The following is a 24347-nucleotide window of genomic DNA, read 5'->3' as shown; positions in this document are numbered from 1 at the left end:
CAATTAAATTTTGTGGACTTATTTTGTTAATTGTTCTTATTATAAATGGTTCAGAGAATGTGATTATGTTTTTTTATCGAGGTATTGTTTTATGTTTTAAAATTATTTAAAATTGCATTCATAAATATGTAATATAGAAATGAGAAAATTATTCAGAGATCTAGTTACACATTTAATGAGAAAAAGATAGAATTAATCCCTCAAAGAACATAGACACGGCATTCACACTGTGTCTTTTTTTATGACAAGTATCATTTGCCTGTCTTGGTGAACTCTCTTACTTTTGAATCCTGTTAAAAGAAAACTACGGAAACGATTATGATCAAAAAGATAGGAAGTGCTTTTTTTCTGGGATCTTTACTTTGGGTAAATGCACAGGAAAAGACTACAGATATAGAAAGCATTGAATTTCAGGGGAAATTTATTTCTACACCATATAAAAGTGCCAATCAAAATATTACGGTAATCACCCAAGAAGAGATTGCAAATTCTCCTTCTAAAAGTATTGATGAGATTCTTCAGCAGATTCCGGGAATGGATATCAGAAGGAGAGGAGCAAATGGGGTGCAGAGTGATATCGGTTTCCGCGGAAGTTCTTTTGAACAGGTTTTGTTACTGCTGAACGGGGTAAGAATGAATGATTCGCAAACAGGACATAATTCCATGAATCTTCCTGTTGACCTTGAAGATGTAGAAAAAATTGAGATTATAAAAGGTCCTGCAGCACGACGTTTCGGACAAAACGCTTATGCCGGAGTAATCAATGTTATTACAAGGACGCATACCGGAAAAAGAGTTAAGATAAGCGCTGAGGGTGGTGATAACGGCTCTTACGGTCTGGGTTTTAATGCGCAGATGGGAAATGAAAAATTCTCCAATACTCTTCAGGCAAATTCTTCTGCTTCACAAGGATATATGTATAATACAGATTATGAGATCAGAAATGTATTCTACCAGGGAAAGCTGAATATTAAAAATGGAGATCTTAGACTTCAGGCAGGATTTTCTGAGAAAAAATTCGGGGCTAATGGTTTTTATGCTTCCAGTAAGGCAAGAGATCAATATGAAGAAATGCAGGCATCTATTGTGAGTGTGGCACACCAGCAAACTTTTGGGAAATTAAAGCTTAATTCTAATGTATACTGGAGAAGAGGACAGGATATGTATCTTTATACAAGGCAAAATCCTAACGGGTACAGAAATATGCATATAGGAAATAATGTGGGTGGAGAAGTGAATTCCAGTTATCAATGGGGATTAGGGACAACCGGAGTCGGCGTAGAATTGAGAAAGGAGCTTTTGGTGAGCAGCAATCTTGGAAACCCTAATCGCTTTGTATCTCAGGTTTTCTTTGAGCATCATTTCTCATTATTTGATAAAAAATTAAATATCAGCCCGGGAATTTCGTGGGCAAATTATTCTAAAGAAGGAAATTTTTTCTATCCCGGATTGGATGTAGGGTATAACTTTACCCCTAATAGTAAAATCTATGGAAATATAGCAAAAGTACACCGTGTTCCAACTTTTACAGAACTTTATTATATCAGTCCAACTGAACATGGAAATCCGAATTTACAACCTGAAAACGCAATTTCCTCAGAAATAGGATATCAATATCAGAATAAAAATTTATTAGCAAAAGTAAGTGGATTTTTAAGGGATTCAAAAAACTCTATCGACTGGGTTAAAAATGATATTAATGATACTACTTGGTTTGCCGGAAATGTAGGAGATATAAAGGTGAAAGGAATAGAAGCAGAAGTTAATCACAGAGTACTAAACTGGCTGAAATATACCGTTGGCTATACTTATATTGACAGTAAATATAATGAGCCAAATGAGGCTGTTTCAAGATATATCCTTGATAATCTGAGACATCAGTTCATTGCAAAACTTGAAGTTAAGTTTCTTAAACACTTTACCAATGAAGTGGCTTACAGATATAATGAAAGGGTGAATTTAGGAACTTATCAGCTGGTGGATGAGAAACTTAGCTTTGCTAAAAAAGATTATTCCGTATATGTTTTGATCAATAATCTAACCAATACAAATTATACAGAAGCGTTTGGAGTACAAATGCCACAAAGATGGTTCCATATTGGGTTTTCTTATACTATTGATATTAAGTAGTTGTTAATTCAATATTAATGAAAGTTAATATTAACAAATTGTTAAAAAATATACATTTGCAAAAATTTTGTATGAAACGTCTTTTAGGAATAAGTCTACTTTTAAGTTTATCTTTATGTAAAGCACAAGAGCACATTTCCAGCTTCAATGCCGTGACTTTAACTTATAAGTTTCATCCAAAATTTTTCCTTTATGGAGAAGGGCAGTTACGAGGCAATGAAGATTACTCTTATCCGGATTATTATGAATTAAAGGGAGGAATTGGGTATAATCTTACCAAAAACCATAAACCGTTTGTAGGTCTTGGAAGATATGTCAACTACAAAAATCACAGTTTAAGCAAGGAGGAATTCAGAGTTTGGCTTCAGGATGTTATTGACATTAAAAAAGGAATTGTAAAATTTGAAAACCGTTTCCGTGTTGAAAAAAGCTGGTTCTACGAGCCACAAACTGATCAAACTTCGCAAAGAATGCGTTACCGTTATCGTTTGAACGTAAGTGTTCCTTTGAACTCGAAAACCATTCAGAAAGGAACTGTCTTTGCTAATGCCTACGACGAAATATTCCTGGTAACCCCGATGAAGCCTACTTTTGCCAGAAACAGAGTATATGGCGGTTTCGGCTATCAGATCGATGATTATTTTGGTATTGTAACCGGTTACCTTTGGCAGCGTGAATTTGAAGCAAAAGGAAACAAGAACCTTCATTTTATTTATCTTGCCTTAAACATCAATATCGATGGTACAGATCATCATGTAAAAACCTATGATTTCCCGGGCGCGGATTAATATTTTTCTACCAGATAACGATAAGCTTTAAGATATTTATTAAATCTTTTGATGTCCTTAGGAGTAAGCTCTCTGTTTACTCTCCTAAGGTCCATATTATCGCGAAGATCATTAATTTTTACAGCAACAGACAGAAGAGATCTCTCCGTTCTTTTAATGAATTCATCATAATCTTCCTCCGGATCAAATTTTGTCAGGCAGCTGATTGCAAAAATGATATATTCCGGAAAACCTTCGGACCTTAAATAGTCCAGGCTGAATTCTAAGGGGTGATCTTCTACGACATCATGCAGCACACCAACAATTTTTTCATCAATTGTTTTACCATATTCCATCACACGCATAACGTGCCCGATATATGGAGCGTGGTATTTGTCCGTTTGTCCTTTATGCGCCTTATCAGCGATTTTGATTGCTTTATTTAGTAATTCTTCTTTTGTCATTTTTCTAAGAAAATAGAGTACAAAAATAAAAAATGCCTTAAAAAGTAAGGCATTTTTATCAAGATTATTTTAGGTGAATTTACATATTTGCTTCATCCTCTACAGAAGCATTTGGAGCGTTGTTTTTTACAGATTCTATTCCGTTTTCCATGCTATTGTCAGATTCATACATTTGGCTGGTTCCTATAATCTGTCCGTTTCCCGCTTTAAGGTTAAAGTAACATCTGCCATCTTTAGCTGTATTTCTCTCAAATTTAGAGTCTTCCTGAGCATTTGTTTTTACAGAATTGATACCGTTTTCGCAAGATGGTTTTGTGCTGTAACCCTGGCTGGAAAGAATTACCTGTCCGTTTGCTGCTTTAAGGTTGAATTGAAAATCACCGTTTGTTCTTTTTGAAATAACAAATTTTCCCATAGTAAATAGTCTTAGATTGTTTTTTGGTTATTATTTTGGAGTGATAGCCTCCTTTATATTCTTGTCTGAATTCTTAGGGGTGGCTCTATTTAAGATTTTATATTTTGAATAGTCCTTTTTAGGTTCTTTTAAAGCAAGATAGTTAGTGTCTTTAGGTTTTAGAACCATTATTTTATAACATTCATCGGATTTCTGCTTTGAAACGGGGACTGTTTTTTGAGAAGCCTGTTCTTTATTATTATTCTTGAGAGTATCAGATTTAAAGAAAGATTTGTTTTTTCTCTTTTCCTGTGCTGTAATAGCAATAGAAAAGAGGAGCAATGGAAATAATATTATTTTCATGATTTGGTTAATGAGTTTTTTTACATATAATAAAATTAATAAAAAAAAATAAATATTCCGCAATTTGATTATCAATTGAATTTACTTTCGGTCATTTTTCTTTAAGAGATTAAAAATTGATAAACTATTCAATATTTTGTTAAAAAAATGAAGTATAGTGATATTGAACTTTAATGGATGTTCAGCTTTGAAATAGATGTGATTTTCCTTTCAGAATCTAATGTCAGTTCAAAATAACTGTTTTCTTTATTTTGTAATTCCTTGAAAAAAATGTCTTGTGGCTGCATAACATCGGTGAAATATTTAAAATTTTCAGATAGTTGCAGAGGAGTATCTTTAGACGAAACACATTGAACATCATACATATCTTCACAGTGTTCATTATTTCCATTAAGATCACTCACTGAAGCAATTCCGGTGATAATAGTGGCACAATGAAACATCAAAATCATTTTATTTTTTTCTTTTTCTATCTGTATATCAGTTGCGTAAATAATTGAGTCATTTTTGCTCATCTTATCACAAGCACAGCCATCTGTAGTACACGAAGAAAATACTAAGGCAATTATAAAAAGAAGAATAGTTTTCATGGATAATAAAGTAAAATATCTATTAAATATACAGAATAAATTATTTCGAACTCGTGTATTTTTATCTGGCTTCCATTTATTGACATTTAAAAATAAAAAAAGCGCCTCAAAAAATATGAGACGCTTCAATCAAATTTATGTTATTAAAAGACTAATAAGCTCCTTTGTCGATATAGTGAGCAGCTACTTTTTCAGTTAATGCCACTACATTCGGGTTGTTGGTATATTTTGTAAATCTTCTTAATCCTGAAAGCATCATTCTCTGCTCATCTCCTTCAGCGAAAGAAATAATTCCTTCTTTAGCTGCTACAGTGATTTTCTCAACAGCTTTGTAAAGGTTTAACTGAGCCATAGCTGCTTCTACAGAATCAGGAGAGAAATGTTTCTCAGCTCTTAATACAGCAGATTCTGCCATATAGATCTGGTTAAGGATTTCAGAAGCGTTTAACAATAAATGCTGTTGCTTTTCAATATCCATCATATATTTTTGAAGAGCAGCACCTGAAACCATCAGGAATACTTTCTTAAGATTGGCAATGATAGCCTTCTCTTCACTCATGAATTCAGAATAATCAGGAACTTCAAATGAAGGAATACCCATTAACTCTTTGCTGATTGCCATAGCAGGAGATAAAAGATCTAATTCACCTTTCATTGCTCTCTTAATAAGCATTCCTACCGCTAATAATCTGTTGATCTCGTTAGTACCTTCATAGATTCTTGAAATTCTAGAATCTCTCCATGCAGCTTCCATTGGAGTATCTTCAGAGAATCCCATACCTCCGTAAACCTGAATTCCTTCATCAGCAGTATGCTGAGCAAGATCAGAAACGAATACTTTAAGGATTGAACATTCTACAGCGAATTCTTCAACACCTTTAAGCTCTGCAGCCTGGTGATCCATTCCGCCTGCTACCAATTCATCAATTTTATCCTGAACATTTTTCGCCGCTCTGTAAGAACCAGCCTCACTTACGAAAACGCCTGTTGCCATTTCAGCAAGTTTCTTTCTGATCGCTCCAAATGTAGCGATAGAAACTCCAAATTGTTTTCTTTCGTTAGAATATTGAAGAGAGTGGTTTAAGATTCTTCTCTGAGCATCCAAACATGCAGCCGCTAATTTGATACGACCTACGTTCAGTGCATTTAAAGCGATTTTAAAACCATTATTTCTTTCTCCTAAAAGATTCTCTACAGGAACTTTCATGTCATTGAAGAAAACCTGACGGGTAGAAGAGGCACGAATACCCAATTTGTGCTCTTCCTCACCGAAAGTTAAGCTTTCAGGGTTTTCCAATTCAGATCTGTTGATTACAAATCCTGTGATATTTTTATCATCATCAATTTTAGCAAATAAGGTGAAAGTATCTGCAAATCCTGCATTAGAAATCCACATTTTCTGACCATTGATGATATAATGTTTCCCGTCTTCGGAAAGTTTAGCTCTTGTTTTTCCAGAGTTTGCATCAGAACCTGCATCCGGCTCCGTTAAGCAATAAGCCCCGAATTTTGTTCCTGTTGCCAAGTCCGGAAGATATTTTTTCTTTTGCTCTTCAGTTCCGTAAAGAACGATTGGCAAAGTTCCGATTCCGGTATGTGCTCCATAAGCTGTCGCCAATGAACCTGTAGTTCCCGAAAGATAATCACAGGCAAGCATTGTTGTCACAAATCCCATTCCAAGACCTCCGTACTCTTCAGGAACGGCAATTCCAAGCATTCCCATTTCACCAAGCTTACGCATTGTCTCTTCTGTGAATGCATAATCTTTCTTTTCAAAACGCTCTCTTTGAGGTACAACCTCTCTATCAATAAACTCCTTCGCAGAATCACGAAGCATTTTTTGCTCTTCATTCAGTTCTTCAATGCTGAAAATTTCGTTTGCAGGAATTTGTTTGATTAGGAATTCCCCGCCCTTAACTATGTTGCCCATTTGTTATTATTTTAAATTTTTAATTATTTAATTTTGAATTCTTGATTATGGATTTTAAATTATGCTTTCAGTTTTATTTTATCTTGAAGTGTTTTGACGATTGATGTTAAAATATTTACAATACTTTGTATTTCTGTTTTATATTTAATTTCATCAAACTTTACTAATTGGGATTGTGATAATAAATCAATCCAATATTGTGTTTCTCTGGCTTCTTTACTTGCAATTGACATTTTGTGGAGAAAGTCTTTTTCTGAAAACCCAGCTAAAGCCTCCTGTACATTCGCTCCAATAGAAGTTCCACTTCTTAATAACTGTTTTGAAAGGATAAATTCATTTTGAGATTTACAGATTTTATACAGCTCGATAATTGCTAAAGCAAAATTGAATGTCTTTTCTTTGATTAAATTTTCTTTTTGCATTAATCCAAAATTTAAAATCCATAATTCAAAATTTCTTAAAGTAGTTCAAAAATACTCGCTGCACCTTGTCCTGTTCCTACGCACATAGAAACCATACCATATTTATTGCCACGTCTTCTCATTTCGTCAAGAAGTTGAACTGTTAGTTTCGTTCCTGTACATCCAAGTGGGTGACCTAAAGCAATTGCGCCTCCGTTTACGTTTAAGATATCCGGGTTTAAACCTAGTTCTTTTTTGATTGCAACAGATTGTGATGCGAATGCTTCATTTAGTTCGATCAAATCGATATCTTTTAATTCAAGACCTGCTTGTTTTAGAGCTTTTGGAATAGCGTAGATTGGTCCCATACCCATGATTCTTGGTTCAAGCCCTGCAGCTGCATAAGCTACTAATCTTGCTTCAGGCTCAAGTCCTAATTCTTTTACCATTTCTTCACTCATTACCATTACGAAAGCAGCTCCGTCACTCATTTGAGAGGAGTTTCCGGCAGTTACACTTCCTCCGTTGGCAAAAACAGGTCTCAGCTTAGCTAAACCGGCAAGGGAAGTATCTGCTCTTGGACCTTCATCTACTGAGAAGTCAAATTTCTTAGTCTGAAGCTTTTGATTTTCATCAAGGAAGTTATATTCTACAGGAATTGGAACGATTTGATTAGCAAATTTTCCTTCCTGATTCGCCTTTAAAGCTTTCATATGAGATTCAAATGCAAACTGATCCTGTTCTTCTCTTGTAATATTGTATTGTTTCGCTACTTCTTCGGCAGTATAACCCATTCCCCAGTAATAATCAGGGTTTGTCTTTGCAATATCAGTTTCCGGAACAGGTTTATAACCTCCCATCGGAATATAGGACATAGATTCTGTACCGCCAGCGATGATACAATCTGCCATTCCAGCCTGAATTTTTGCAGAAGCAATAGCAATTGCCTCACTTCCTGAAGCACAATATCTGTTTACCGTAACGCCTGGAACTTTGTCTGTATTTAACCCCATCAGAGAGATCAAACGTGCTACGTTTAATCCTTGCTCAGCCTCAGGCATTGCATTTCCAACGATAAGGTCATCAATTCTGTTTTTATCTAATTGCGGAAGCTCAGCCATTAATTTTTCAATTACTGTAGCTGCCATAACGTCAGGACGAGTAAAGCGTAGGGAACCTTTTGGTGCTTTTCCTACGGCTGATCTGAATCCTTTTACGATGTATGCTGTTTTCATTTTTTTTTGTATTAAAGTATTTATGTAAAATGTATTTATGACTAAAATGTTAAGTATTAAATTTCTGCTTTAACTTTGCCAGCATATTTTGTATATGCTTAATTTCTGAATAAATAATATTAAAATCATGATCTTTAAAGAAACCTAAATCACTTGCAATTAATATCTGGGTTTCAAATTCAAATGAAGAGCCTAATGCTATATTTAAGAAATGTGAAAACTGAGCATCTGTATCTCTGCCTGCACCTTCAGCAATATTAGAAGGAATTGAATATAAACTTCTTCTTGACTGGGAAGTTAATCCAAACATTTCATCTTTTGGAAAGCTGTTTGAAGCGAGATAAAATCTTTTACAAAGCTTCATTGATTTTGCCCAAACTTCTAAATCTCTGAAATTATGCATCGTGAATACATTAATACTTTTTACATTTTACAAAAAAATCTAGTTTCTTAGTGGTTTCCCGTTTTGTAACATATACTGAATTCTCTCTAAAGTCTTTCTCTCACCACAAAGCTGAAGGAAAGTTTCTCTTTCAAGATTCAGTAAATACTGTTCAGTAACGACAGTTGGCTCAGATAGGTTACCACCCACCATTACGTTGGCTAGTTTATCTGCTATTTTTTTGTCGTGTTCAGAAATGTATTTTCCAGTTAGCATCTGGTCTGTTCCTACATAGAACATTCCCAATGCATCTTTACCAAGAACTTTTACTTTTTGCTCAATCGGCTGAGTATATCCTTGTTCTGCTAATAATTTTGCTACTTTTTTAGCTTCAGCAATCTGTCTGTTTTTGCTTACAGAAACAATATCTTTTCCTTTTTCAAGAATTCCCATATCGTAAGCTTCATAAGCAGAAGTAGCTACTTTACCCATAGCGATGTTCATGAAAGCATCACGAAGTCTGTTGTTTTTGACATCATCACTGTGGAATTCTCTGGAAGTTCTTAAAGCAAGTTCCTTCGTACCGCCACCACCAGGAATAACACCCACTCCGGTTTCTACCAGTCCGATGTAAGTTTCTGCTGCGGCAACCACTCTGTCTGCATGCATTGTCATTTCGCAACCACCACCTAAAGTCATTCCGTGAGGAGCCACCACTACAGGGATAGAAGAGTAACGAACTCTCATCATAGATTTCTGGAAGTAAGCGATAGCCATATTTAAATCATCCCAATCCTGCTCGATAGCCATCATAAGGATCATAGCAAGGTTAGCTCCTACAGAGAAATTAGCTCCCTGGTTTCCAACTACCAATCCATCATATTCTTTTTCTGCTAAATCAATCGCTCTGTTTAATCCGTCAAGAACTTCACCTCCAAGCGAGTTCATTTTTGAGCGGATCTCAAAATTGATGATACCATCACCTAAATCAAGAATTGCAGAACCTGAATTGCTCCAAAGAGTTTTGTTTTTTCTGATATTATCAAGGATAATGAAAGCATCCTGCCCAGGGATTTTGTTGTATTCACCTGAATTTTTATCAACATAGATACTTTGTCCTTCCTCGTTTACTTTATAGAAAGTCTCTACATTTTTAACCCAGTCAGAAACCTGATATCCTGCATCCTGAGCCAATTCAATTCCTTTTTGAACACCTACAGCATCCCAGATTTCGAACGGTCCGTTTTCCCATCCGAAACCAGCTCTCATTGCATCATCAATTTTGTAAACTTCATCAGAAATTTCCGGAACTTTATGAGAAACATAAGCGAATAATGCACCTAATGATTTTCTGTAGAGTTCGCCTGCTTTATCTTTACCTGCGATTAAAAATTTGAATCTGTCAATCGGCTTATCAATCGATTTTGTTAATTCAAGAGTAGGGAATGATGATTTACCTTGAAGCTCGTATTCTAAAGTATCAAGATTTAATCCGTGAATTTCAGATTTACCTTCTGCATTTTTCACTTTTTTGTAGAACCCTTGCTCAGTTTTTGAACCTAACCATTTATTATCCATCATTTTCTGGATATAGTCAGGAAGAGCAAATACATCGTTAAAGTCATTCGCTTCGGCACCGCTTTGACGAACACCGTTGGCAACCATTACCAATGTATCAAGACCTACAACATCAGCAGTTCTGAAAGTTGCAGATTTTGGACGTCCAATTACGGGACCTGTTAATTTATCAACATCAGAAACAGTAAGTCCTAATTTTTGTACATTATGAAGGAGATCCATCATAGAGAACACACCGATTCTGTTGGCGATGAAAGCAGGAGTATCTTTTGCTAAAACTGTAGTTTTACCTAAGAATTTAGCTCCGTAATTCATATAAAAATCTATGATTTCAGGATTTGTATCGTTAGTTGGAATAATCTCAAGAAGAGGAAGATATCTTACCGGATTGAAGAAGTGAGTTCCGGCAAAGTATTTTTTGAAATCTTCGCTTCTTCCTTCTGTCAATAAATGGATTGGAATACCGGATGTATTAGAAGAAATTAATGTTCCCGGCTTTCTGAACTGTTCAATTTTTTCGTAGACAGACTTTTTAATATCCAGTCTTTCTACAACTACTTCAATAATCCAGTCTGTATTTTTTATTTTCTGTAAATCATCATCGAAATTTCCGACTTTGATTCTGTCTGCAAACTTTGGAGAGTAAAGAAGTGCAGGGCTTGATTTCTTAAGTTTTTCAAAGTTTTCGGTAGCAATTCTGTTTCTTACTGCCTTATCTTCTTTGGTCAAACCTTTTTTCTGTTCAGCTTCAGTCAGTTCAAAAGGTACAATATCTAAAAGAGACACTTCCACACCAATGTTGGCGAAGTGAGCTGCGATACCGCTACCCATAATTCCTGAACCAAGAACCGTTACATGTTTGATTCTTCTTTTCATATGTAAATTTTAATTATTTGAAAGGTTAAATATCACCTTACGGTTTCATTGTATTTATTTCCTGTTATTTAAGAGCTCATTGGCTATTTTCATGATCTCTGTCATCACATCCTTAAAGGTGTCCATCTTTTCCTGAGAAATCTTTTCCATAACCTTTTTATTAAAGTTAACTACGACTTCTTTAGACATATTTCTGGAGTTTAATCCTTTATCTGTAAGTTTGATGATCACTTCTCTTTTATCAGTAGTGGTTTTTTCCTTATAGATATATCCATTGTCTTCAAGAAGTTTGATGATTCTTGTGAGGGAAGTGGGTTCTATAGCCATCTTAGGTCCAAGATTTGTACTTCTGGTTCCTTCTTTGGGATCAATTTTAAGAAGGGTGAGGGCTTGTACAGCTGTAGAGTCATGCTCCTGAGCTAATTCTGTGTACATTTTAGAAACAGCCAACCAGGTCTGTTTTAAAATTAAGTCTACGTTTTCTATTTTTTCCTTGTTATTATCCATCATTTTTGCGCTAATGGTTTTACCCAAATTTAGTAAATATTATGCATGCATAGTATTTATTAACGTTAAATTTTGTTAATAACCTGAAAATAAATGGATTAAATTGTATGATTTGCATAATACTATGCATGCATAGTATATGAAATAATTAAAGAAAAGTGCAGATTAATAAATGTTTACAATGAAATTGATGATTTCTTCAAAAGATTCGCATTGGTGTTTTAAAGAACCGTTAGAAATTACCCAAAAGTTGTTCTGAAACTCAAAATTAAGTGTTGAAAGGTCTTTTGAGAAGTTTTTCTGAAGTAAAGAATACAACATTTCCTTCTGAACCGGAGGGGCAGAAATATGAGGCGGAACAAAATTTTCATGCATTTGAAATAAGTAAGCATTAGTAAGCTCATCATGCTGAAGCAAAATATCCTCTACAATTCCTATATGCAGCTGTGTATTTTTTACATACCATATTTTATCAGCAAATTCCTTGGCAAGTCTCCAGTCATGGGATGAAAATAAAATAAGTTTATTCTGTTCCTTAGCAAGCTTTCTTAATGTTTTAAGGATAATAATCTTATTTTTTTCATCCAGATGGGTTGTTGGCTCATCAAGAATAATAATAGGTGAGTTTTGGGTGATAGCACGTCCTATAAAAGCTTTCTGGAGATTTCCATCCGAAAGATTTTTGAGAAGGGTATATCTGTATTGATTTAAATCCAGTTCATCTATAATATGGGCTACTTCTTCACGATCTTCTTTTTTCAGCTCAAAATAAAAAGGGTAGTAGATGTATTTTCCTAATGAAATAAGATCCTCAACTGTATAATGCTGCGGAATCATAAATTTAGAAAAGACAATAGCAATATTTTCAGCAATTTCTTTTACAGAAAGATTCTTTACATTCCTATCATTGATCAATATTTCACCATTTAATAAAGGAATCTGATGCAGAATAGATTTGATTAAAGTTGTTTTTCCTACACCATTATTTCCGATCAATAAGCAAACATCACCAAGTTTCAAGTCAGCATTAGCATTTGAAATTAATGTTTTACTATATCCGATATTAGCTTGTTTGATTTGTAGATGCATTCCTGATATTGACTAAAACGCAATGGCGCAGATTGTTTTACAAAAGTACTACTTTTAAGGTGCAAGGAATTGTACTTTAAGAAATTTTTATACTGTTTTTTAATTATAAATGATTGACGACTCTTGTAACTCCATTTTTGAAAACATCAGATTGAAAATTGAGTAATAGCCCTAGCTTACATCCTGTCATTTTTAAATAGGTTAAAAGTTGAGCTTTATGAATAGGACTGATATAGTCAACAGTTTTGATTTCTAAGATAACTTTATTTTCTATAATCATATCGAGTCTGAGCGCATTTTCAATTTTTAAATCCTCATAAATAATAGGAAATAATTTTTGTTTTTCTACTGAGAAACCTGATTTTGTTAGTTCATAGAAGAGACATTCTTCATAAACATGCTCAAATAATCCTGATCCAAGTTTTTTATGAATTTTCAGTCCTGTCTCAAAAACAATTTTTGATATTTCATTTTCTGTCATTTGTTGTGTTTTTGCTCTTAAATATACGGATTGTTGGATAAACGCTAAGGCGCAAGGGTTATAAAACATTGTGCAAATTTTTAAGGCGCAAGAAAATCAAAGATTTTCAGCAAGTGTGATGTTTTATGTGCGTTGTTAAATTTTATCGGAGAGAAAATCTTTGCGCCTTAAAGCAGAATGAAAGGATTAAAACTTGCGTCTTTGCGCTTTCCAACGTAGTAGAGAAATAATATTTTATTCTTATTTAGAAAAGTCGGGATAAAATTGTTGGATAAACGCTAAGGCGCAAGAAAATCTAAGATTTTCAGCAAGTGTGATGTTTTATATCCGTTGTTAAATTTTATCGGAGATAAAATCTTTGCGCCTTAAAGCAGAATGAAAGGATTAAAAACTTGCGTCTTTGCGCTTTCCAACAAAACAGAAAACTATACTTTATTCTGTTTTAAAAGCATCAATAAGATCACAGGAATTCCAAATACAGAGCTTATTACATTCAAAGGAATCTGAGTTTTTTCTGCAATGATAGAGAAAAACAGCATGATCAACATTCCCAAAAACATATTCAATATCCATTGTTGCCATAATTTTGACGGATTATAAACCAATCTACAAAAATGAGGAACAATAATTCCAATAAATAAAATAGGTCCTAAAAATGCTGTTATGGATGCGGAAAGTAGGGAAGAGGATACAATAATTAAAAGTTTTAAGTTCTTTAAATTAACCCCTAAACTTTGGGCATAAGAGGTTCCTAATGAGTTTCCTATCAACGGTTTTATAGATTTGAAACAGAAAAACAATCCGATCAATAATAATCCTGATAAAACATAGATCTGATTTCTGGTGACCATATTGTTGGCTCCAAAGGACCAAAGAATATAATTCTTTAAGCTTTGATTTTCAGCGTAAAACTGCAATAAAGAAACAATTGCACCCGCAAAAGCAGAAACAAGAAATCCGAAAATAATAAGATAAGATTTGTCCTGAAATTTACTGGACATTGATAGCAGAACCAACATCAATAATAAACTTCCTCCAATGGCTGATAAACTCAGAAAACTGTTTTGCAGAAATTCAGGGAGCAGAATATTATGGGAAAAGAAAATATAAAATGCTACGGATAAACTGGCTACAGAAGTAATTCCCAAAATATCAGGACCAGCTAATGGATTTTGAAAATATTCTTGCATCAGAAATCCCGAAGTAGGAATAGAAATACCCGCCAATAGCATAACTAATACCCGGTTAATACGAATTTCCGCGATCTGACTTTGAGCGGTATTCTGGAAGAAATCCTGAAGGTTTAAGCTCAAAAATCCTGTGTTCAGATTAATGATGGCACCTGCAATAATTGCAATCGTTAATAATAAACACAGGATTTTAAATCTTTTTGACATTATTCAGAAAGAGTTCTGTATATTTTACTTTAAGAAAGAATCAATTTTTGAATTCAGGACTTCTTCAGTCATCATCCCAAGATATTCATCAGTCTTATCACCTTTTCTCATGAAAGTAAACGGAATTGAACCGCCATCCCATTGCTTGAAATTATTGGAAAAAAAGTTTTGATCCAATTTCTGTCCGTCCAATAATATAACATTACCACCAAGATTATTTTCTACAACAAAATCTTTTACGGCACCATCCCAATCTGCTTTGTCATCAAGATTGATAAAGGTGAACTTTACAGGCTTACCTTTTAATTCCTGCATTTTGTTTTTAAAGCTTGGAATTTCTCTCATACATGGACCGCACCATGTTGCAAAAAAATTAGTGACATATAAAGTATCGTTATTTTTAGCAAGGTGCTGACCTACATTTTCAGGAGAAAGTTCTTTAGGGACATACGTACCTCCTTGTGCTGTTGTGGTTTGAGTCACAGAAAGTGAATCTGCAGCAGCTGTGTCACCTGTTTTCTGACCATCTTTTTTGCAGCTGTAAAGTGCAGTAAGGAGTAACGTTGATAAAATTATCTTCTTCATAAATTATTTTTTATCTATTTTTGAATTGAAGTATGGAACAACAAATCTATAAAGGGAAACTTATAAAGTTTCATCCGTTAAAAATAGCGAAAAAGGAACAGCTGACCAAAAATACTTTTTCTCTGGAGTTCGATATTCCCGGGAATCTGAAAGAAAATTTTAAGTTTGAAGCTGGGCAATATGTAAGTGTGAAATTTCAATCACATGGGAAAGAGGTGATTAATGATTACTCAATGACGTCTGCGCCTTATGAAGGTAAAATATGTTTAGGGATAAAGGTGAATTCTCCTGATGGAGCTACTTCTCAGCTCTTTCAAAACTATAATGAAGGAGATTTACTTTGGATCAGTGAACCCGCCGGAAGATTTACATTGGTAACCAAACCTAGTGAATTCAGAACTATTGTTGCTTTTGCAGCCGGAATAGGGATTACTCCGATTTTAAGCCATTTCAAAAATATTCTTCATAATGAGCCAAGAACGAGACTATTTTTGTTTTTTGGGAATAAGAGTTCTGAGGAGCTTGTATATCGTGAACAATTGGATAACCTTGCCAGAACTTGTGGTGACAGGCTTCAGATTTTTTACTTCTTTTCACAGGAAAAAACAGCAGATCAGTTTTTCTATGGCAGATTAGATGAAAAGAAATTAAACTTAATCATCAATCAGATTCTCCACCTTGATGATACCGATGAGGAATCTACCATCTGGGACGCTGTGGACGAAGTTCTTATCTGCGGAAAGGGAGAGATGATTAAAACACTTGCCAATGCCTGTTATCACCACGGAATTCCGAAAAGAAATATTCACTTTGAACTTTTTGAAGAATTTAATGATGATATTTATCCTGTAGAAAAAGAATTTCCGCTTATTGAAAATATCGAGGTAGAATTTACAATGCTAGGAAAAAAATATACGACTCAACTTCCTGATAACAAGGATAAAATATTACAGCAGCTTTTGATTCAAAAGTTTCCTGTGCCTTACTCATGTAAGTCCGGAATTTGTGGAAGCTGCGAATGCTCATTGGAAGAAGGTGAAGTAGAGTTGATTGAAAATGAATATCTTACCGAAAAAGAGGAAAACCAAGGACATATTTTAGCATGTATGTCAATAGTGAAAAGTCAAAAAATAAAGCTTAACTTTGATCTTAGTTGAGAATTATTAAGAACATATTTAATCTGGGTTTTGTATCATTAGAATTGGGAATTTTAATGATCTGCTTTTGTAATGTCTGGGTTTTCGGACTTACGAATGGACGTACCTATACTAAAATTTCTAAAATTCCACCCAGAGAGATTGCGCTGGTACTTGGAACATCTCCCAAGATGAGATCAGGGCTTTCTAATCCTTATTTTACCAAGAGAATGGATGCTGCGGCGCTTCTTTATCATCATGGAAAAATTAAAAAAATCCTAGTAAGTGGTGAGAAGAGTAAAGGTTATAATGAACCTGCCGCTATGAAAAATTATCTGGTGTACCAGGAAGGTGTGCCTGAAGATATCATTATTGAAGATCCGAAAGGCTTTAATACCTATAAAAGTATCCTGCGTTGTAAAGATGTTTATAAGAAGAAAAATGTAATTATTGTTTCTCAGGGATATCATAATCTCCGAGCTCTGTTTTTTGCAAGAAATAATGATATGAATGCATTGGGTTTTGATGCACAGGATGTCACAAAACCTGAAAGTTTCTACAGAAATCAGGCGAGGGAAATCCTCGCCCGTGTTATAGCTGTAGTGTATTTTATTTTAGGAGTTTCCCCAGATTAGAAAGGATATCCGAATGCGAAATTCACAGTAGGTTTGAAAGGCTGGAAGGTTTTAAATCTCCATCTGTCACCTTCAGGTTTGTTCGGATCATAGATTTTATAGGCAAGATCTAATCTCAATGTTATATAAGCGATATTTACTCTTAACCCGAATCCGCTACCTACACCTACTTGTCCTAAGAATTTATTAAACTTAAATTCATCACCGTACCCATCATTGTGATCACGAAGACTCCATGTATTACCAATATCTGTAAATAAAGCCCCTTCATACATTTTGTTGAATGGAATTCTATATTCAATATTGGTTGTAAGCTTTACATTATCGGTCATATATGTACGAACTCTTTCGTCTACCTGAGAGTCTGCGGGACCTAATCCCCCAAATGCCACCCAAGCTCTGATATCATTTGAACCTCCATTAAAGTACGACTTGATAATCGGCATATTTTCAGAATTTCCATAAGGAATACCCACTCCGACAAACTGACGAAGAACTAAAGTCTGATTTCCATTAAATTTGAAATACTTTCTTGCATCAATATCAAACTTTACAAACTGTGCGTACGGAATTCCAAAAATTGTTCTCTGTGGAGAAGTTAAAATTCCGCCACCATCATCCTTTTTATTGAATAAACTCAATATATTACCTGCAAGTTCAACTTTTCCGTTAAAATAAAAGGCATTAGGATATTCTTTTTTACCAATTTCATTATAAACAAAATTGTAGATCATGGAAGAAATCAATACATCCTGAGTCTGTCTGTCTTTGTTCACCAAAGCACCTCTGAATGCTGTTAAAAGATCAGTTCCGCTCTGGTTAAGAGACTGGCGGTAGGTTTCATCCTCAACGATTTCTTTCGAAACGTAGTCAATATCTACTTTACCATCCCTAAAATCCTGTCCCAGCTGAGAATGGGAAAGAAAATAATCTTTAAAGATATCATCCCTTATTTTTTCATCATTAGGGAAGTATGAATAATAAGCATCTTTATTTTTCGTTAAGCTGATTTGTGTATTGAATAAGGTAAGTTTATGATATACCTGATCATTAATATTAGCCTGATAATTCAGCCCGGTATTGAAATTTAATCTACCTAAACCAATATTATTCTGTATAGACGCTCCCAACAAAATGGATGATGTAGGGGTATATCTCTTAGGGAAGAATTTATAATAATTAAAAGGTAACAGCAATCTTGGGAAGTTCAGTGACGCCTGAGCAGAAATCTCATATGCTGTCGTTCTCTTGTCGATATCCTTTGTGCTTCTGATAGAACCAAATGTTCCCGAAATACTTGTAAAAAGGTTTTCTGCGCCTCTGAAGACATTTCTTGTCGTAAGATCTACAGAAGGAGATACCCCAAGATTTAAGACCTGAGAATAGTTAATATCGGTACCTACTTTAAGTTCATATTTCGGAAGAGGTTTTAATACGTACAAAACATCCACAATACTGTCATTAGGAGAAGACATACCTCCTTGTCTCAGAGAGTCTCTGGCTTTTACAATGCTAAAGTTATTCGTAGACAAAAGATTTCTTTTTGTTACATCGAGCTGTTTTTGATCAAATATCTTTTTGCTATCCGGAATAATTGTTCTCCACAAAGAAGATGATTTATAATTTTCATTCATTTTATGGAAACGAATTCTTCTTAAACTGTCTTTTTTTGTATTTTTAGGATAATCTCCGGGTTCATCTACAATGGCAACGTCAATATTTCCAAAGGTTGCCACTTTATAAGGACTGTCAAGAGAATCTTTATGGATTTCTAAGGTTAAAGGGACGTTTTTTTTACTTTTTAATGAGTCAGCAACAAAATAAACTTCATCATTCGATGCGTTAAACTTGTAATATCCAAATTCTCTCATTAATTCTGTGATTCTTGCCACTTCTTTTTCAAGAACGGTCTGATCCAGAACCTGACCTGATCTTACAAAAGTCTTATTAATATTATAATTGTAGTATCTTTTAATGCCGGGATCAGTAATATTGTAATAATAATCTTTAATATAAGTAGGCTCATTATGCTTAATGAAATACTTTACGGCAGCTTTTTTTGAAGCAGAATCAATATCATGTCTGTACTTTACTTCTGCATCCCAAAAACCTCTGTAAGTAAGTCTTTTTTTGATAGACTCTGCACTTTTTTCACTCCTTGTCTGATCCAGAATCACAGGTGGAGACCCCCAGCTATGTAATAAACGATCAAAGAAAAGATTTTTCCCGACACTGTTTTTCATATTATATTTAATGAATAATGAATCTCTCAATTTCTGATTTCTCATCTCACCGGGATAGGTCATATATTCATTAAGAATAGTGTCATACTTTGGATTTGCCATATTGTAGAACATAAGTCCTAATGGCATAAATAAAACCTGCTTTTTGTTAGGTTTTTGCTGAACGTATTCCTTCAGTTCTTCATCGAAGAATTCTTTCTTATCCTCGAACTCAAAGCTGTTCTTAGTAAGGAGATATTCACCTTCCGGAACTTTTTTTGTTGTACTACAAGCATAAAGGAGACCAACAAATGTTGCAAATGAGATAATTTTATAATATTTTTGAGGAGAATTCTTATAATGCTTACAGCTCATACAATAAAAGTTTTACAATCTTTAGATAAAAAGAAGTTCAGACAAAAATACAATTTGTTTTTGGTTGAAGGTAATAAAATCATTTGTGAACTTTCCAATTCTAACTTTAAAGTTAAAGAAATATTATCAACCGATCCGCAAAAATTGGACCGTAGTGATATCCCTGTGACTCATATCTCTGAAAATGAGTTAAAAAAAATCAGCTTCCTTAAAACCCCGAAAGATTCCGTTGCCGTCTGTTATCTGGCAAATGAAGAAAAGATGGAGGATAGGAATATTCAACTGGTTTTGGATGGGATTCAGGATCCGGGAAATTTAGGAACCATTATCCGATTGGCAGATTGGTTTGGAATAGAACAGATCATCTGTAGTGAAGATACCGTTGATTTTTATAATCCTAAGGTGATTCAGGCTACGATGGGATCATTTACACGAGTAAATGTGGTTTATACTGATCTTGTTGAATACCTTTCAACTACAGAAAACGTAAATATCGGAACAGATATGGATGGGGAGAACATCTATACGTTTGATAAACCTGAAAAAATAAATCTAATTCTTGGTAACGAAGGAAACGGGATGAGACCGGAGACAGAAAAACTTTTACAGAAATGTATTACCATTCCAAGGTTTGGAAAATCTCAATCTACGGAAAGTCTTAATGTATCAATGGCAGCCGGGATTATTTTAGGACAATTGTTTTCAAAATAGAGTAAAATGTATAAAAATTAAGGCTTAGAATGTGAGAGTAAATTGTTTCTCAAATTCTAAGCCTTGATTACTTATATCAATTGTTCCAAACTGGAAACACTTTTATTTTTCTGGTATACTTCCAGCTTTTTTCTGACATACTTAAGCGCAATAGGAGCAAGATAAATCAGAGCGGCTCCCACAAGTTTATTCTTCCAGTTAGAGCTTTTCATATTCTTTTTTGCATAATTGCCTACTATAGCCGTAACCCCGAGTTTAACAATGCTATCTGTTATATTCCCTTTAAATGCAGAACTGGCAAGTCCAACAGCCGTATTTTTACTGATCAAAAGATCTTTAACCTCCGAAGTAAGCTGCTTGGCAATGACATCCTTTCTCAGAACAACTTTCTCATCACCGTCTTCATCTACTTTTTCCTGAAGATACTGATCACTTAAACCATTGGTAAATGCACTTAAACTTTCTTTTGTATTTTTAAAAGTAAGAAGGTTTTCAAGATCGCTAATCTCGCCTTGGAGCAGTTTTTTCTTTCTTCTTAATTCTTCTATGCTTTCATATCTTCTACTCATGGCTTGAATGATTTAAAAATTTAATAACCTGATCTGCAACAGTATTTACAATCTTATGTTTGAATGCAATGACAAAAGCCATTACTAACGCATAAAATGCAGCAACAATTAAGAATCCGTAGGAATAATTATCCAGTGCTTTACCAATAAGAAAAGCGATTCCAAAATTGAAAAGGATAATAAAAAAAGCAAAAGCAACAAGCAGTACTACAAAGTAGGTAATGAGCCCGGCAGAAAGAGACGACTTTTCAGTAGCTTCAATTTTAAGAAGGTCTATTCTCTTTGATGCGTATTCTTTAATAGTTTCTATCATTGTTTTTTTTTAAAGTTACAAAAAAAGGAACTTTCGCACAAAAGTTCCTTTCTGTAATTTACTTAAGAAGATAAATTACTTATTTTTTTAGATCGTTCAATTCTGCTTCTACATCTTTTACTACATCTGCAGTTTTAGAAACAATTTGATCCTTGTATTTGTCATACCCATCTTTCATAGTATGTGCTACGTTGTTTGCCGTTTCTTTAAAAGTAGAAGAAATATTGCCATATTGGTCTTTCACTTTTTCAGAAACCTCTCCGTATTTGTTTTTAGCCTGATCTTTAAGATCGTTTGCCTTATTCTTGATCTTTTTTCTTGTTTCTTTTCCTTCCTCCGGTGCGTATAACATTCCTAAGATTACACCTGCTGCAGCACCTGCAAGAAGTCCCGCCAATATACCTGCTGTATTTTTTCCGTTTTTAGACATTTTAAGCTTTTTAATAGTTAATAATAGATTAGTTTTTTATACTAATAAAACTTACAATTTGTATACCAAAGGAGGCTTTATGCCTATTAAAAATTGTTAAATCTTTTCGATGTAAGAAAGAATAAGTTCTATTGTTTCTTCTTTAGTAAGGTCTGAATTATCGATCACGGTAGCGTCATCAGCTTGCCTTAAAGGGGCTATTACACGCTCACTGTCGATCTTATCTCTGTCAATAAGGTTTTGTCGTACCTGTTCTTTATCTGCTTCTATTCCCAGTCCTTTTAATTCAAGGAACCTTCTGTTTGTTCTTTCATCAATGCTGGCTGTAAGAAAGAACTTATAGTCTGCATTTGGCAGAACTACTGTCCCAATGTCACGTCCGTCCATAATGACACCTCCTTTTTCTGCCAAAGAACGCTGAGACTGTAATAAAAAGTCTCTTACTTCCTTTTGTTTGGCTACAAGGCTTACGTTATCGGAAACCGAATTGGTACGAATTTCTTTTGAAATATCAGTATTATTAAGATAAAGAACTAAAGTTCCGTCATTATTTTTAAATTCAAGATGAATCTGATCAAAAGATGAAAACAGGGTATTCAAATCAATCTCGCCGTCATTATTCAAGCAGTGCTGTAAGGCAAACCAGGTAACTCCTCTGTAAAGCGCTCCTGTATCCATATGAATAAGTCCTAACTTATCAGCAATGATTTTAGAGATAGAACTTTTTCCGGTAGACGAGTACCCATCGATAGCTATTACAGGTTTTTTCATACTGCAAATTTCAAGATTTTTTTTAGAAAATCAAGGAATAATAAGAAATTTTAAGAGGTATTTAAGAATTTTCTATTCTCCTGCGTGGCTGGAAAGGTCCATGGAAACTCCTATCTGATTGACGTTCGAAGAGTTGTGATATCTTATGTGCGCATAATCTATACGGAATCTGGATACCTTGATCCCAAATCCTCCGGAAAGTCCTGAGAAGTTTCTTTGATCTGCCACAGCCATATCATTACCTCTTTTTACATTATATCCTAATCTGATATTAAAGTTTTTTTCCGGGAACAATTCTGCTCCTAGAGAGAAATGGTCTGCAATTTTTCTTCCTGCATTTACTTTTTGTCCTTCTGAATTATATTCTGAAGAAATATTGAATTGCTGAAGATCGTGAGCCGTAATGGTAATGGCAAGAGGAAAGTTTTTTAAAATCTTGGTATATCCCACATCTACTCTGAAAGGGAGATTTTCACGGGTTCCGTTGAAAGATTTCAGCTGAAAACCAAAATTTCTTAATACAAGGGAAAGAACTTCTTTATTCTTTTTATTATGATAAGTAATCCCCGCTGTTCCAGAAATTGCGGAAGAGGTATAGTTGTCTATTTTTGAGGTAACGAAGTTTAATCCTCCACCAATTGTCCAGTCTTCTTCAAACTGATAGGCGTATCCGGCACCGATGGCAACATCTGACGCTTTAAACTCACCATCCTGAAAACCGCTTTCATCCGTTCTAGGAATGCTTCCATAGCTCATATACCTGGCATTGATGGTTGCCATATGACCGTTATCAAAGTCTTTGGCATAAGCAATGGTTCCGTATTTGGAATCGGCAAGATAAGCAGTAGCGTTTACAGAAAGCTGTTTGTCTGAATCTTTATTTAACAGGGCTGGGTTTGCAATAGCAAAGGAAACATCATAATCTCTTATCGAAATTGCATCTCCACCCAAAGCAGCCTGTCTTGCAGATACAGGTACATTTAAGAACGGATACACATTTGTTCCTGTTTGCGCATAAGAAACAATTCCTGATAGAAATAATGAAAAAATGATAATTTTCTTCAACTCAATTTATAATTAATGCAAAAATAATCCTTTTTCGTACTTTTCAAAATATTTATGACATTATTTGTAATTAAATATTTTTCTCATATCAATATTTTTAATGATTATATTTGCAAAATCAAATTTTTTGAGAAACCAACACTAGTAAAAAGTTATTAAAAATAAAAGATGAAATATAAAAGAATCCTTCTGAAACTAAGCGGTGAGGCCTTAATGGGGAACAGACAATACGGTATTGACAACGAAAGACTGCAGGAATATGCTGCTGAGATCAAAAAAGTAGTTGAAAAAGGCTGTGAAGTAGCCATCGTCATTGGAGGAGGAAACATTTTCCGTGGTGTTGCAGGGGCAGCAAAAGGAATGGATAGAGTGCAGGGAGATTACATGGGAATGCTGGCAACTGTAATCAATGGTATGGCGTTGCAGGGAGCATTGGAAGATGCGGGAATTAAAACGAGACTTCAGTCTGCCATCGAAATGGATAAGGTAGCTGAGCCATTCATCAAAAGAAGAGCGGTAAGACACCTTGAAAAAGGAAGAGTAGTGATCTTCGGAGCAGGTACAGGAAACCCTTATTTTACTACAGATACAGCTGCTACATTGAGAGCAATCGAAATCGGGGCAGATGTAATTCTTAAAGGAACAAGAGTAGACGGAATCTATGATAGTGACCCGGAAAAGAATGCTGATGCAGTAAAATATAATTCATTATCTTTCGATGAAGTATTTGAGAAAAACCTTAAGGTAATGGATATGACTGCATTTACTTTAAGCCACGAAAATAAATTACCTATTATTGTATTCGATATGAATAAAGACGGGAATTTAGTAAAAATCGTGGAAGGAGAAAATGTAGGTACTCTGGTTGATTTGTAATCAAATGATAGGTAAGAGATTATAATCTCATTGCTTATTATTAATTACTTATCCTTTATGGTTTATCAATCATCA

26 protein-coding genes are annotated in these 24347 nt (G+C 34.5%); 6 read left to right on the top strand and 20 right to left on the bottom strand.

Annotation, left to right across the window (positions count from 1 at the left end; all coding sequences use genetic code 11):
* The first annotated feature begins 318 nt into the window (after positions 1-318).
* Together AC5YGG_RS05645 and AC5YGG_RS05640 are read left to right on the top strand one after the other, a co-directional pair.
* A complete protein-coding gene (locus tag AC5YGG_RS05645) occupies positions 319-2130 on the top strand; it encodes a TonB-dependent receptor plug domain-containing protein (protein ID WP_496143490.1) in 1812 nt (603 codons plus the stop codon).
* A gap of 71 nt (positions 2131-2201) precedes the next feature.
* On the top strand, positions 2202-2918 hold the full coding sequence (locus AC5YGG_RS05640; RefSeq protein ID WP_496143489.1) for a DUF2490 domain-containing protein: 717 nt from the start codon (positions 2202-2204) through the stop codon (positions 2916-2918).
* Here AC5YGG_RS05640 and AC5YGG_RS05635 read toward each other — a convergent pair.
* The 14 genes from AC5YGG_RS05635 to AC5YGG_RS05570 form a co-directional block, all read right to left on the bottom strand.
* The gene (locus AC5YGG_RS05635) at positions 2915-3361 is read right to left on the bottom strand and encodes a phosphohydrolase (protein ID WP_496143488.1); all 447 of its coding nucleotides are present in this window, start codon (positions 3359-3361) and stop codon (positions 2915-2917) included. The genes AC5YGG_RS05640 and AC5YGG_RS05635 overlap by 4 nt on opposite strands.
* A 79-nt stretch (positions 3362-3440) precedes the next feature.
* A complete protein-coding gene (locus AC5YGG_RS05630) occupies positions 3441-3776 on the bottom strand; it encodes a YegP family protein (protein WP_496143487.1) in 336 nt (111 codons plus the stop codon).
* Positions 3777-3806: 30 nt separating this feature from the next.
* Positions 3807-4118, bottom strand: coding sequence for a hypothetical protein (locus AC5YGG_RS05625; RefSeq protein WP_496143486.1), 312 nt, complete (start codon positions 4116-4118; stop codon positions 3807-3809).
* Between the two features lie 170 nt (positions 4119-4288).
* A complete protein-coding gene (locus AC5YGG_RS05620) occupies positions 4289-4708 on the bottom strand; it encodes a hypothetical protein (protein ID WP_496143485.1) in 420 nt (139 codons plus the stop codon).
* Positions 4709-4859: 151 nt separating this feature from the next.
* Complete coding sequence (locus tag AC5YGG_RS05615; protein WP_496143483.1) at positions 4860-6638, bottom strand: acyl-CoA dehydrogenase FadE; 1779 nt, start codon at positions 6636-6638, stop codon at positions 4860-4862.
* 59 nt (positions 6639-6697) lie between these two features.
* The gene (locus AC5YGG_RS05610; RefSeq protein WP_496143482.1) at positions 6698-7060 is read right to left on the bottom strand and encodes a four helix bundle protein; all 363 of its coding nucleotides are present in this window, start codon (positions 7058-7060) and stop codon (positions 6698-6700) included.
* Positions 7061-7095: 35 nt separating this feature from the next.
* Entirely contained in the window at positions 7096-8274 is a 1179-nt protein-coding gene (locus AC5YGG_RS05605) for an acetyl-CoA C-acyltransferase (protein WP_066695279.1), read from the bottom strand.
* A 49-nt stretch (positions 8275-8323) separates the two neighbouring features.
* A complete protein-coding gene (locus AC5YGG_RS05600; RefSeq protein WP_496143481.1) occupies positions 8324-8677 on the bottom strand; it encodes a four helix bundle protein in 354 nt (117 codons plus the stop codon).
* Between the two features lie 39 nt (positions 8678-8716).
* Entirely contained in the window at positions 8717-11110 is a 2394-nt protein-coding gene (locus tag AC5YGG_RS05595; RefSeq protein ID WP_496143480.1) for a 3-hydroxyacyl-CoA dehydrogenase/enoyl-CoA hydratase family protein, read from the bottom strand.
* A gap of 54 nt (positions 11111-11164) precedes the next feature.
* Complete coding sequence (locus tag AC5YGG_RS05590; RefSeq protein ID WP_065394831.1) at positions 11165-11617, bottom strand: MarR family winged helix-turn-helix transcriptional regulator; 453 nt, start codon at positions 11615-11617, stop codon at positions 11165-11167.
* A 165-nt stretch (positions 11618-11782) separates the two neighbouring features.
* Positions 11783-12706 (bottom strand): ABC transporter ATP-binding protein, encoded by a 924-nt coding sequence (locus tag AC5YGG_RS05585; RefSeq protein WP_496143479.1) that lies wholly within the window; start codon positions 12704-12706, stop codon positions 11783-11785.
* Positions 12707-12809: 103 nt separating this feature from the next.
* Entirely contained in the window at positions 12810-13187 is a 378-nt protein-coding gene (locus AC5YGG_RS05580) for a GxxExxY protein (RefSeq protein WP_496143875.1), read from the bottom strand.
* A 425-nt stretch (positions 13188-13612) separates the two neighbouring features.
* Entirely contained in the window at positions 13613-14584 is a 972-nt protein-coding gene (locus AC5YGG_RS05575; protein WP_496143478.1) for a FecCD family ABC transporter permease, read from the bottom strand.
* A gap of 24 nt (positions 14585-14608) precedes the next feature.
* Positions 14609-15169 (bottom strand): TlpA family protein disulfide reductase, encoded by a 561-nt coding sequence (locus AC5YGG_RS05570; protein WP_496143477.1) that lies wholly within the window; start codon positions 15167-15169, stop codon positions 14609-14611.
* Positions 15170-15201: 32 nt separating this feature from the next.
* Between AC5YGG_RS05570 and AC5YGG_RS05565 the strand changes: the two genes are divergently transcribed.
* Together AC5YGG_RS05565 and AC5YGG_RS05560 are read left to right on the top strand one after the other, a co-directional pair.
* The gene (locus AC5YGG_RS05565) at positions 15202-16326 is read left to right on the top strand and encodes a 2Fe-2S iron-sulfur cluster-binding protein (protein WP_496143476.1); all 1125 of its coding nucleotides are present in this window, start codon (positions 15202-15204) and stop codon (positions 16324-16326) included.
* Positions 16323-16940, top strand: a complete 618-nt coding sequence (locus AC5YGG_RS05560; RefSeq protein WP_065394598.1) for a SanA/YdcF family protein — start codon at positions 16323-16325, stop codon at positions 16938-16940. Before AC5YGG_RS05565 ends, AC5YGG_RS05560 begins: the two co-directional genes overlap by 4 nt.
* On the opposite strand, the gene tamL is transcribed toward AC5YGG_RS05560, so the two are convergent.
* Positions 16937-19537: a translocation and assembly module lipoprotein TamL gene (gene tamL / locus AC5YGG_RS05555; protein WP_496143475.1), complete on the bottom strand. Its 2601-nt coding sequence runs from the start codon at positions 19535-19537 to the stop codon at positions 16937-16939. The two genes, AC5YGG_RS05560 and tamL, sit on opposite strands and share 4 nt — an antisense overlap.
* Here tamL and AC5YGG_RS05550 point away from each other — a divergent pair.
* The gene (locus AC5YGG_RS05550; protein WP_496143474.1) at positions 19523-20248 is read left to right on the top strand and encodes a TrmH family RNA methyltransferase; all 726 of its coding nucleotides are present in this window, start codon (positions 19523-19525) and stop codon (positions 20246-20248) included. The two genes, tamL and AC5YGG_RS05550, sit on opposite strands and share 15 nt — an antisense overlap.
* A 71-nt stretch (positions 20249-20319) precedes the next feature.
* Here the strand turns inward: AC5YGG_RS05550 and AC5YGG_RS05545 are convergent, their stop codons facing one another.
* The 5 genes from AC5YGG_RS05545 to porQ form a co-directional block, all read right to left on the bottom strand.
* Entirely contained in the window at positions 20320-20817 is a 498-nt protein-coding gene (locus AC5YGG_RS05545) for a phosphoribosyl-ATP pyrophosphatase (protein WP_496143473.1), read from the bottom strand.
* Entirely contained in the window at positions 20810-21130 is a 321-nt protein-coding gene (locus AC5YGG_RS05540) for a phage holin family protein (RefSeq protein ID WP_065394594.1), read from the bottom strand. The genes AC5YGG_RS05545 and AC5YGG_RS05540 overlap by 8 nt, the downstream gene beginning before the upstream one ends.
* Positions 21131-21209: 79 nt before the next feature.
* Complete coding sequence (locus tag AC5YGG_RS05535; RefSeq protein WP_065394593.1) at positions 21210-21560, bottom strand: YtxH domain-containing protein; 351 nt, start codon at positions 21558-21560, stop codon at positions 21210-21212.
* Positions 21561-21656: 96 nt separating this feature from the next.
* Positions 21657-22331 carry a (d)CMP kinase gene (gene cmk / locus AC5YGG_RS05530; protein WP_496143472.1) on the bottom strand — a complete coding sequence of 225 codons (675 nt, stop codon included), beginning with the start codon at positions 22329-22331 and terminating at the stop codon, positions 21657-21659.
* 72 nt (positions 22332-22403) lie between these two features.
* Positions 22404-23396 carry a type IX secretion system protein PorQ gene (gene porQ / locus AC5YGG_RS05525; protein ID WP_496143470.1) on the bottom strand — a complete coding sequence of 331 codons (993 nt, stop codon included), beginning with the start codon at positions 23394-23396 and terminating at the stop codon, positions 22404-22406.
* A gap of 168 nt (positions 23397-23564) precedes the next feature.
* On the opposite strand from porQ, the gene pyrH reads away from it, so the two are divergent.
* The gene (gene pyrH, locus AC5YGG_RS05520) at positions 23565-24272 is read left to right on the top strand and encodes a UMP kinase (RefSeq protein WP_068943145.1); all 708 of its coding nucleotides are present in this window, start codon (positions 23565-23567) and stop codon (positions 24270-24272) included.
* Positions 24273-24347: the final 75 nt, after the last annotated feature.

It is taken from the genome of Chryseobacterium sp. CS2K3 (assembly GCF_059515185.1).
The sequence above is the reverse complement of the archived record's forward strand: the minus strand, read 5'-3'. Positions and strand labels throughout refer to the sequence as shown.

Bases quoted from the DNA above. Each gene is read 5' to 3' on its own strand.
- AC5YGG_RS05600 (WP_496143481.1), bottom strand. From the start codon at position 8,677: ATGCATAATTTCAGAGATTTAGAAGTTTGGGCAAAATCAATGAAGCTT.
- AC5YGG_RS05615 (WP_496143483.1), bottom strand. From the start codon at position 6,638: ATGGGCAACATAGTTAAGGGCGGGGAATTCCTAATCAAACAAATTCCT.
- pyrH (WP_068943145.1), top strand. From the start codon at position 23,565: ATGAAATATAAAAGAATCCTTCTGAAACTAAGCGGTGAGGCCTTAATG.
- AC5YGG_RS05645 (WP_496143490.1), top strand. From the start codon at position 319: ATGATCAAAAAGATAGGAAGTGCTTTTTTTCTGGGATCTTTACTTTGG.
- AC5YGG_RS05625 (WP_496143486.1), bottom strand. From the start codon at position 4,118: ATGAAAATAATATTATTTCCATTGCTCCTCTTTTCTATTGCTATTACA.
- AC5YGG_RS05540 (WP_065394594.1), bottom strand. From the start codon at position 21,130: ATGATAGAAACTATTAAAGAATACGCATCAAAGAGAATAGACCTTCTT.
- AC5YGG_RS05570 (WP_496143477.1), bottom strand. From the start codon at position 15,169: ATGAAGAAGATAATTTTATCAACGTTACTCCTTACTGCACTTTACAGC.
- AC5YGG_RS05545 (WP_496143473.1), bottom strand. From the start codon at position 20,817: ATGAGTAGAAGATATGAAAGCATAGAAGAATTAAGAAGAAAGAAAAAA.
- AC5YGG_RS05620 (WP_496143485.1), bottom strand. From the start codon at position 4,708: ATGAAAACTATTCTTCTTTTTATAATTGCCTTAGTATTTTCTTCGTGT.
- AC5YGG_RS05640 (WP_496143489.1), top strand. From the start codon at position 2,202: ATGAAACGTCTTTTAGGAATAAGTCTACTTTTAAGTTTATCTTTATGT.
- AC5YGG_RS05565 (WP_496143476.1), top strand. From the start codon at position 15,202: ATGGAACAACAAATCTATAAAGGGAAACTTATAAAGTTTCATCCGTTA.
- AC5YGG_RS05610 (WP_496143482.1), bottom strand. From the start codon at position 7,060: ATGCAAAAAGAAAATTTAATCAAAGAAAAGACATTCAATTTTGCTTTA.
- AC5YGG_RS05550 (WP_496143474.1), top strand. From the start codon at position 19,523: ATGCTTACAGCTCATACAATAAAAGTTTTACAATCTTTAGATAAAAAG.
- AC5YGG_RS05575 (WP_496143478.1), bottom strand. From the start codon at position 14,584: ATGTCAAAAAGATTTAAAATCCTGTGTTTATTATTAACGATTGCAATT.
- AC5YGG_RS05580 (WP_496143875.1), bottom strand. From the start codon at position 13,187: ATGACAGAAAATGAAATATCAAAAATTGTTTTTGAGACAGGACTGAAA.
- AC5YGG_RS05585 (WP_496143479.1), bottom strand. From the start codon at position 12,706: ATGCATCTACAAATCAAACAAGCTAATATCGGATATAGTAAAACATTA.
- tamL (WP_496143475.1), bottom strand. From the start codon at position 19,537: ATGAGCTGTAAGCATTATAAGAATTCTCCTCAAAAATATTATAAAATT.
- AC5YGG_RS05595 (WP_496143480.1), bottom strand. From the start codon at position 11,110: ATGAAAAGAAGAATCAAACATGTAACGGTTCTTGGTTCAGGAATTATG.
- AC5YGG_RS05630 (WP_496143487.1), bottom strand. From the start codon at position 3,776: ATGGGAAAATTTGTTATTTCAAAAAGAACAAACGGTGATTTTCAATTC.
- AC5YGG_RS05635 (WP_496143488.1), bottom strand. From the start codon at position 3,361: ATGACAAAAGAAGAATTACTAAATAAAGCAATCAAAATCGCTGATAAG.
- AC5YGG_RS05535 (WP_065394593.1), bottom strand. From the start codon at position 21,560: ATGTCTAAAAACGGAAAAAATACAGCAGGTATATTGGCGGGACTTCTT.
- AC5YGG_RS05590 (WP_065394831.1), bottom strand. From the start codon at position 11,617: ATGGATAATAACAAGGAAAAAATAGAAAACGTAGACTTAATTTTAAAA.
- cmk (WP_496143472.1), bottom strand. From the start codon at position 22,331: ATGAAAAAACCTGTAATAGCTATCGATGGGTACTCGTCTACCGGAAAA.
- AC5YGG_RS05605 (WP_066695279.1), bottom strand. From the start codon at position 8,274: ATGAAAACAGCATACATCGTAAAAGGATTCAGATCAGCCGTAGGAAAA.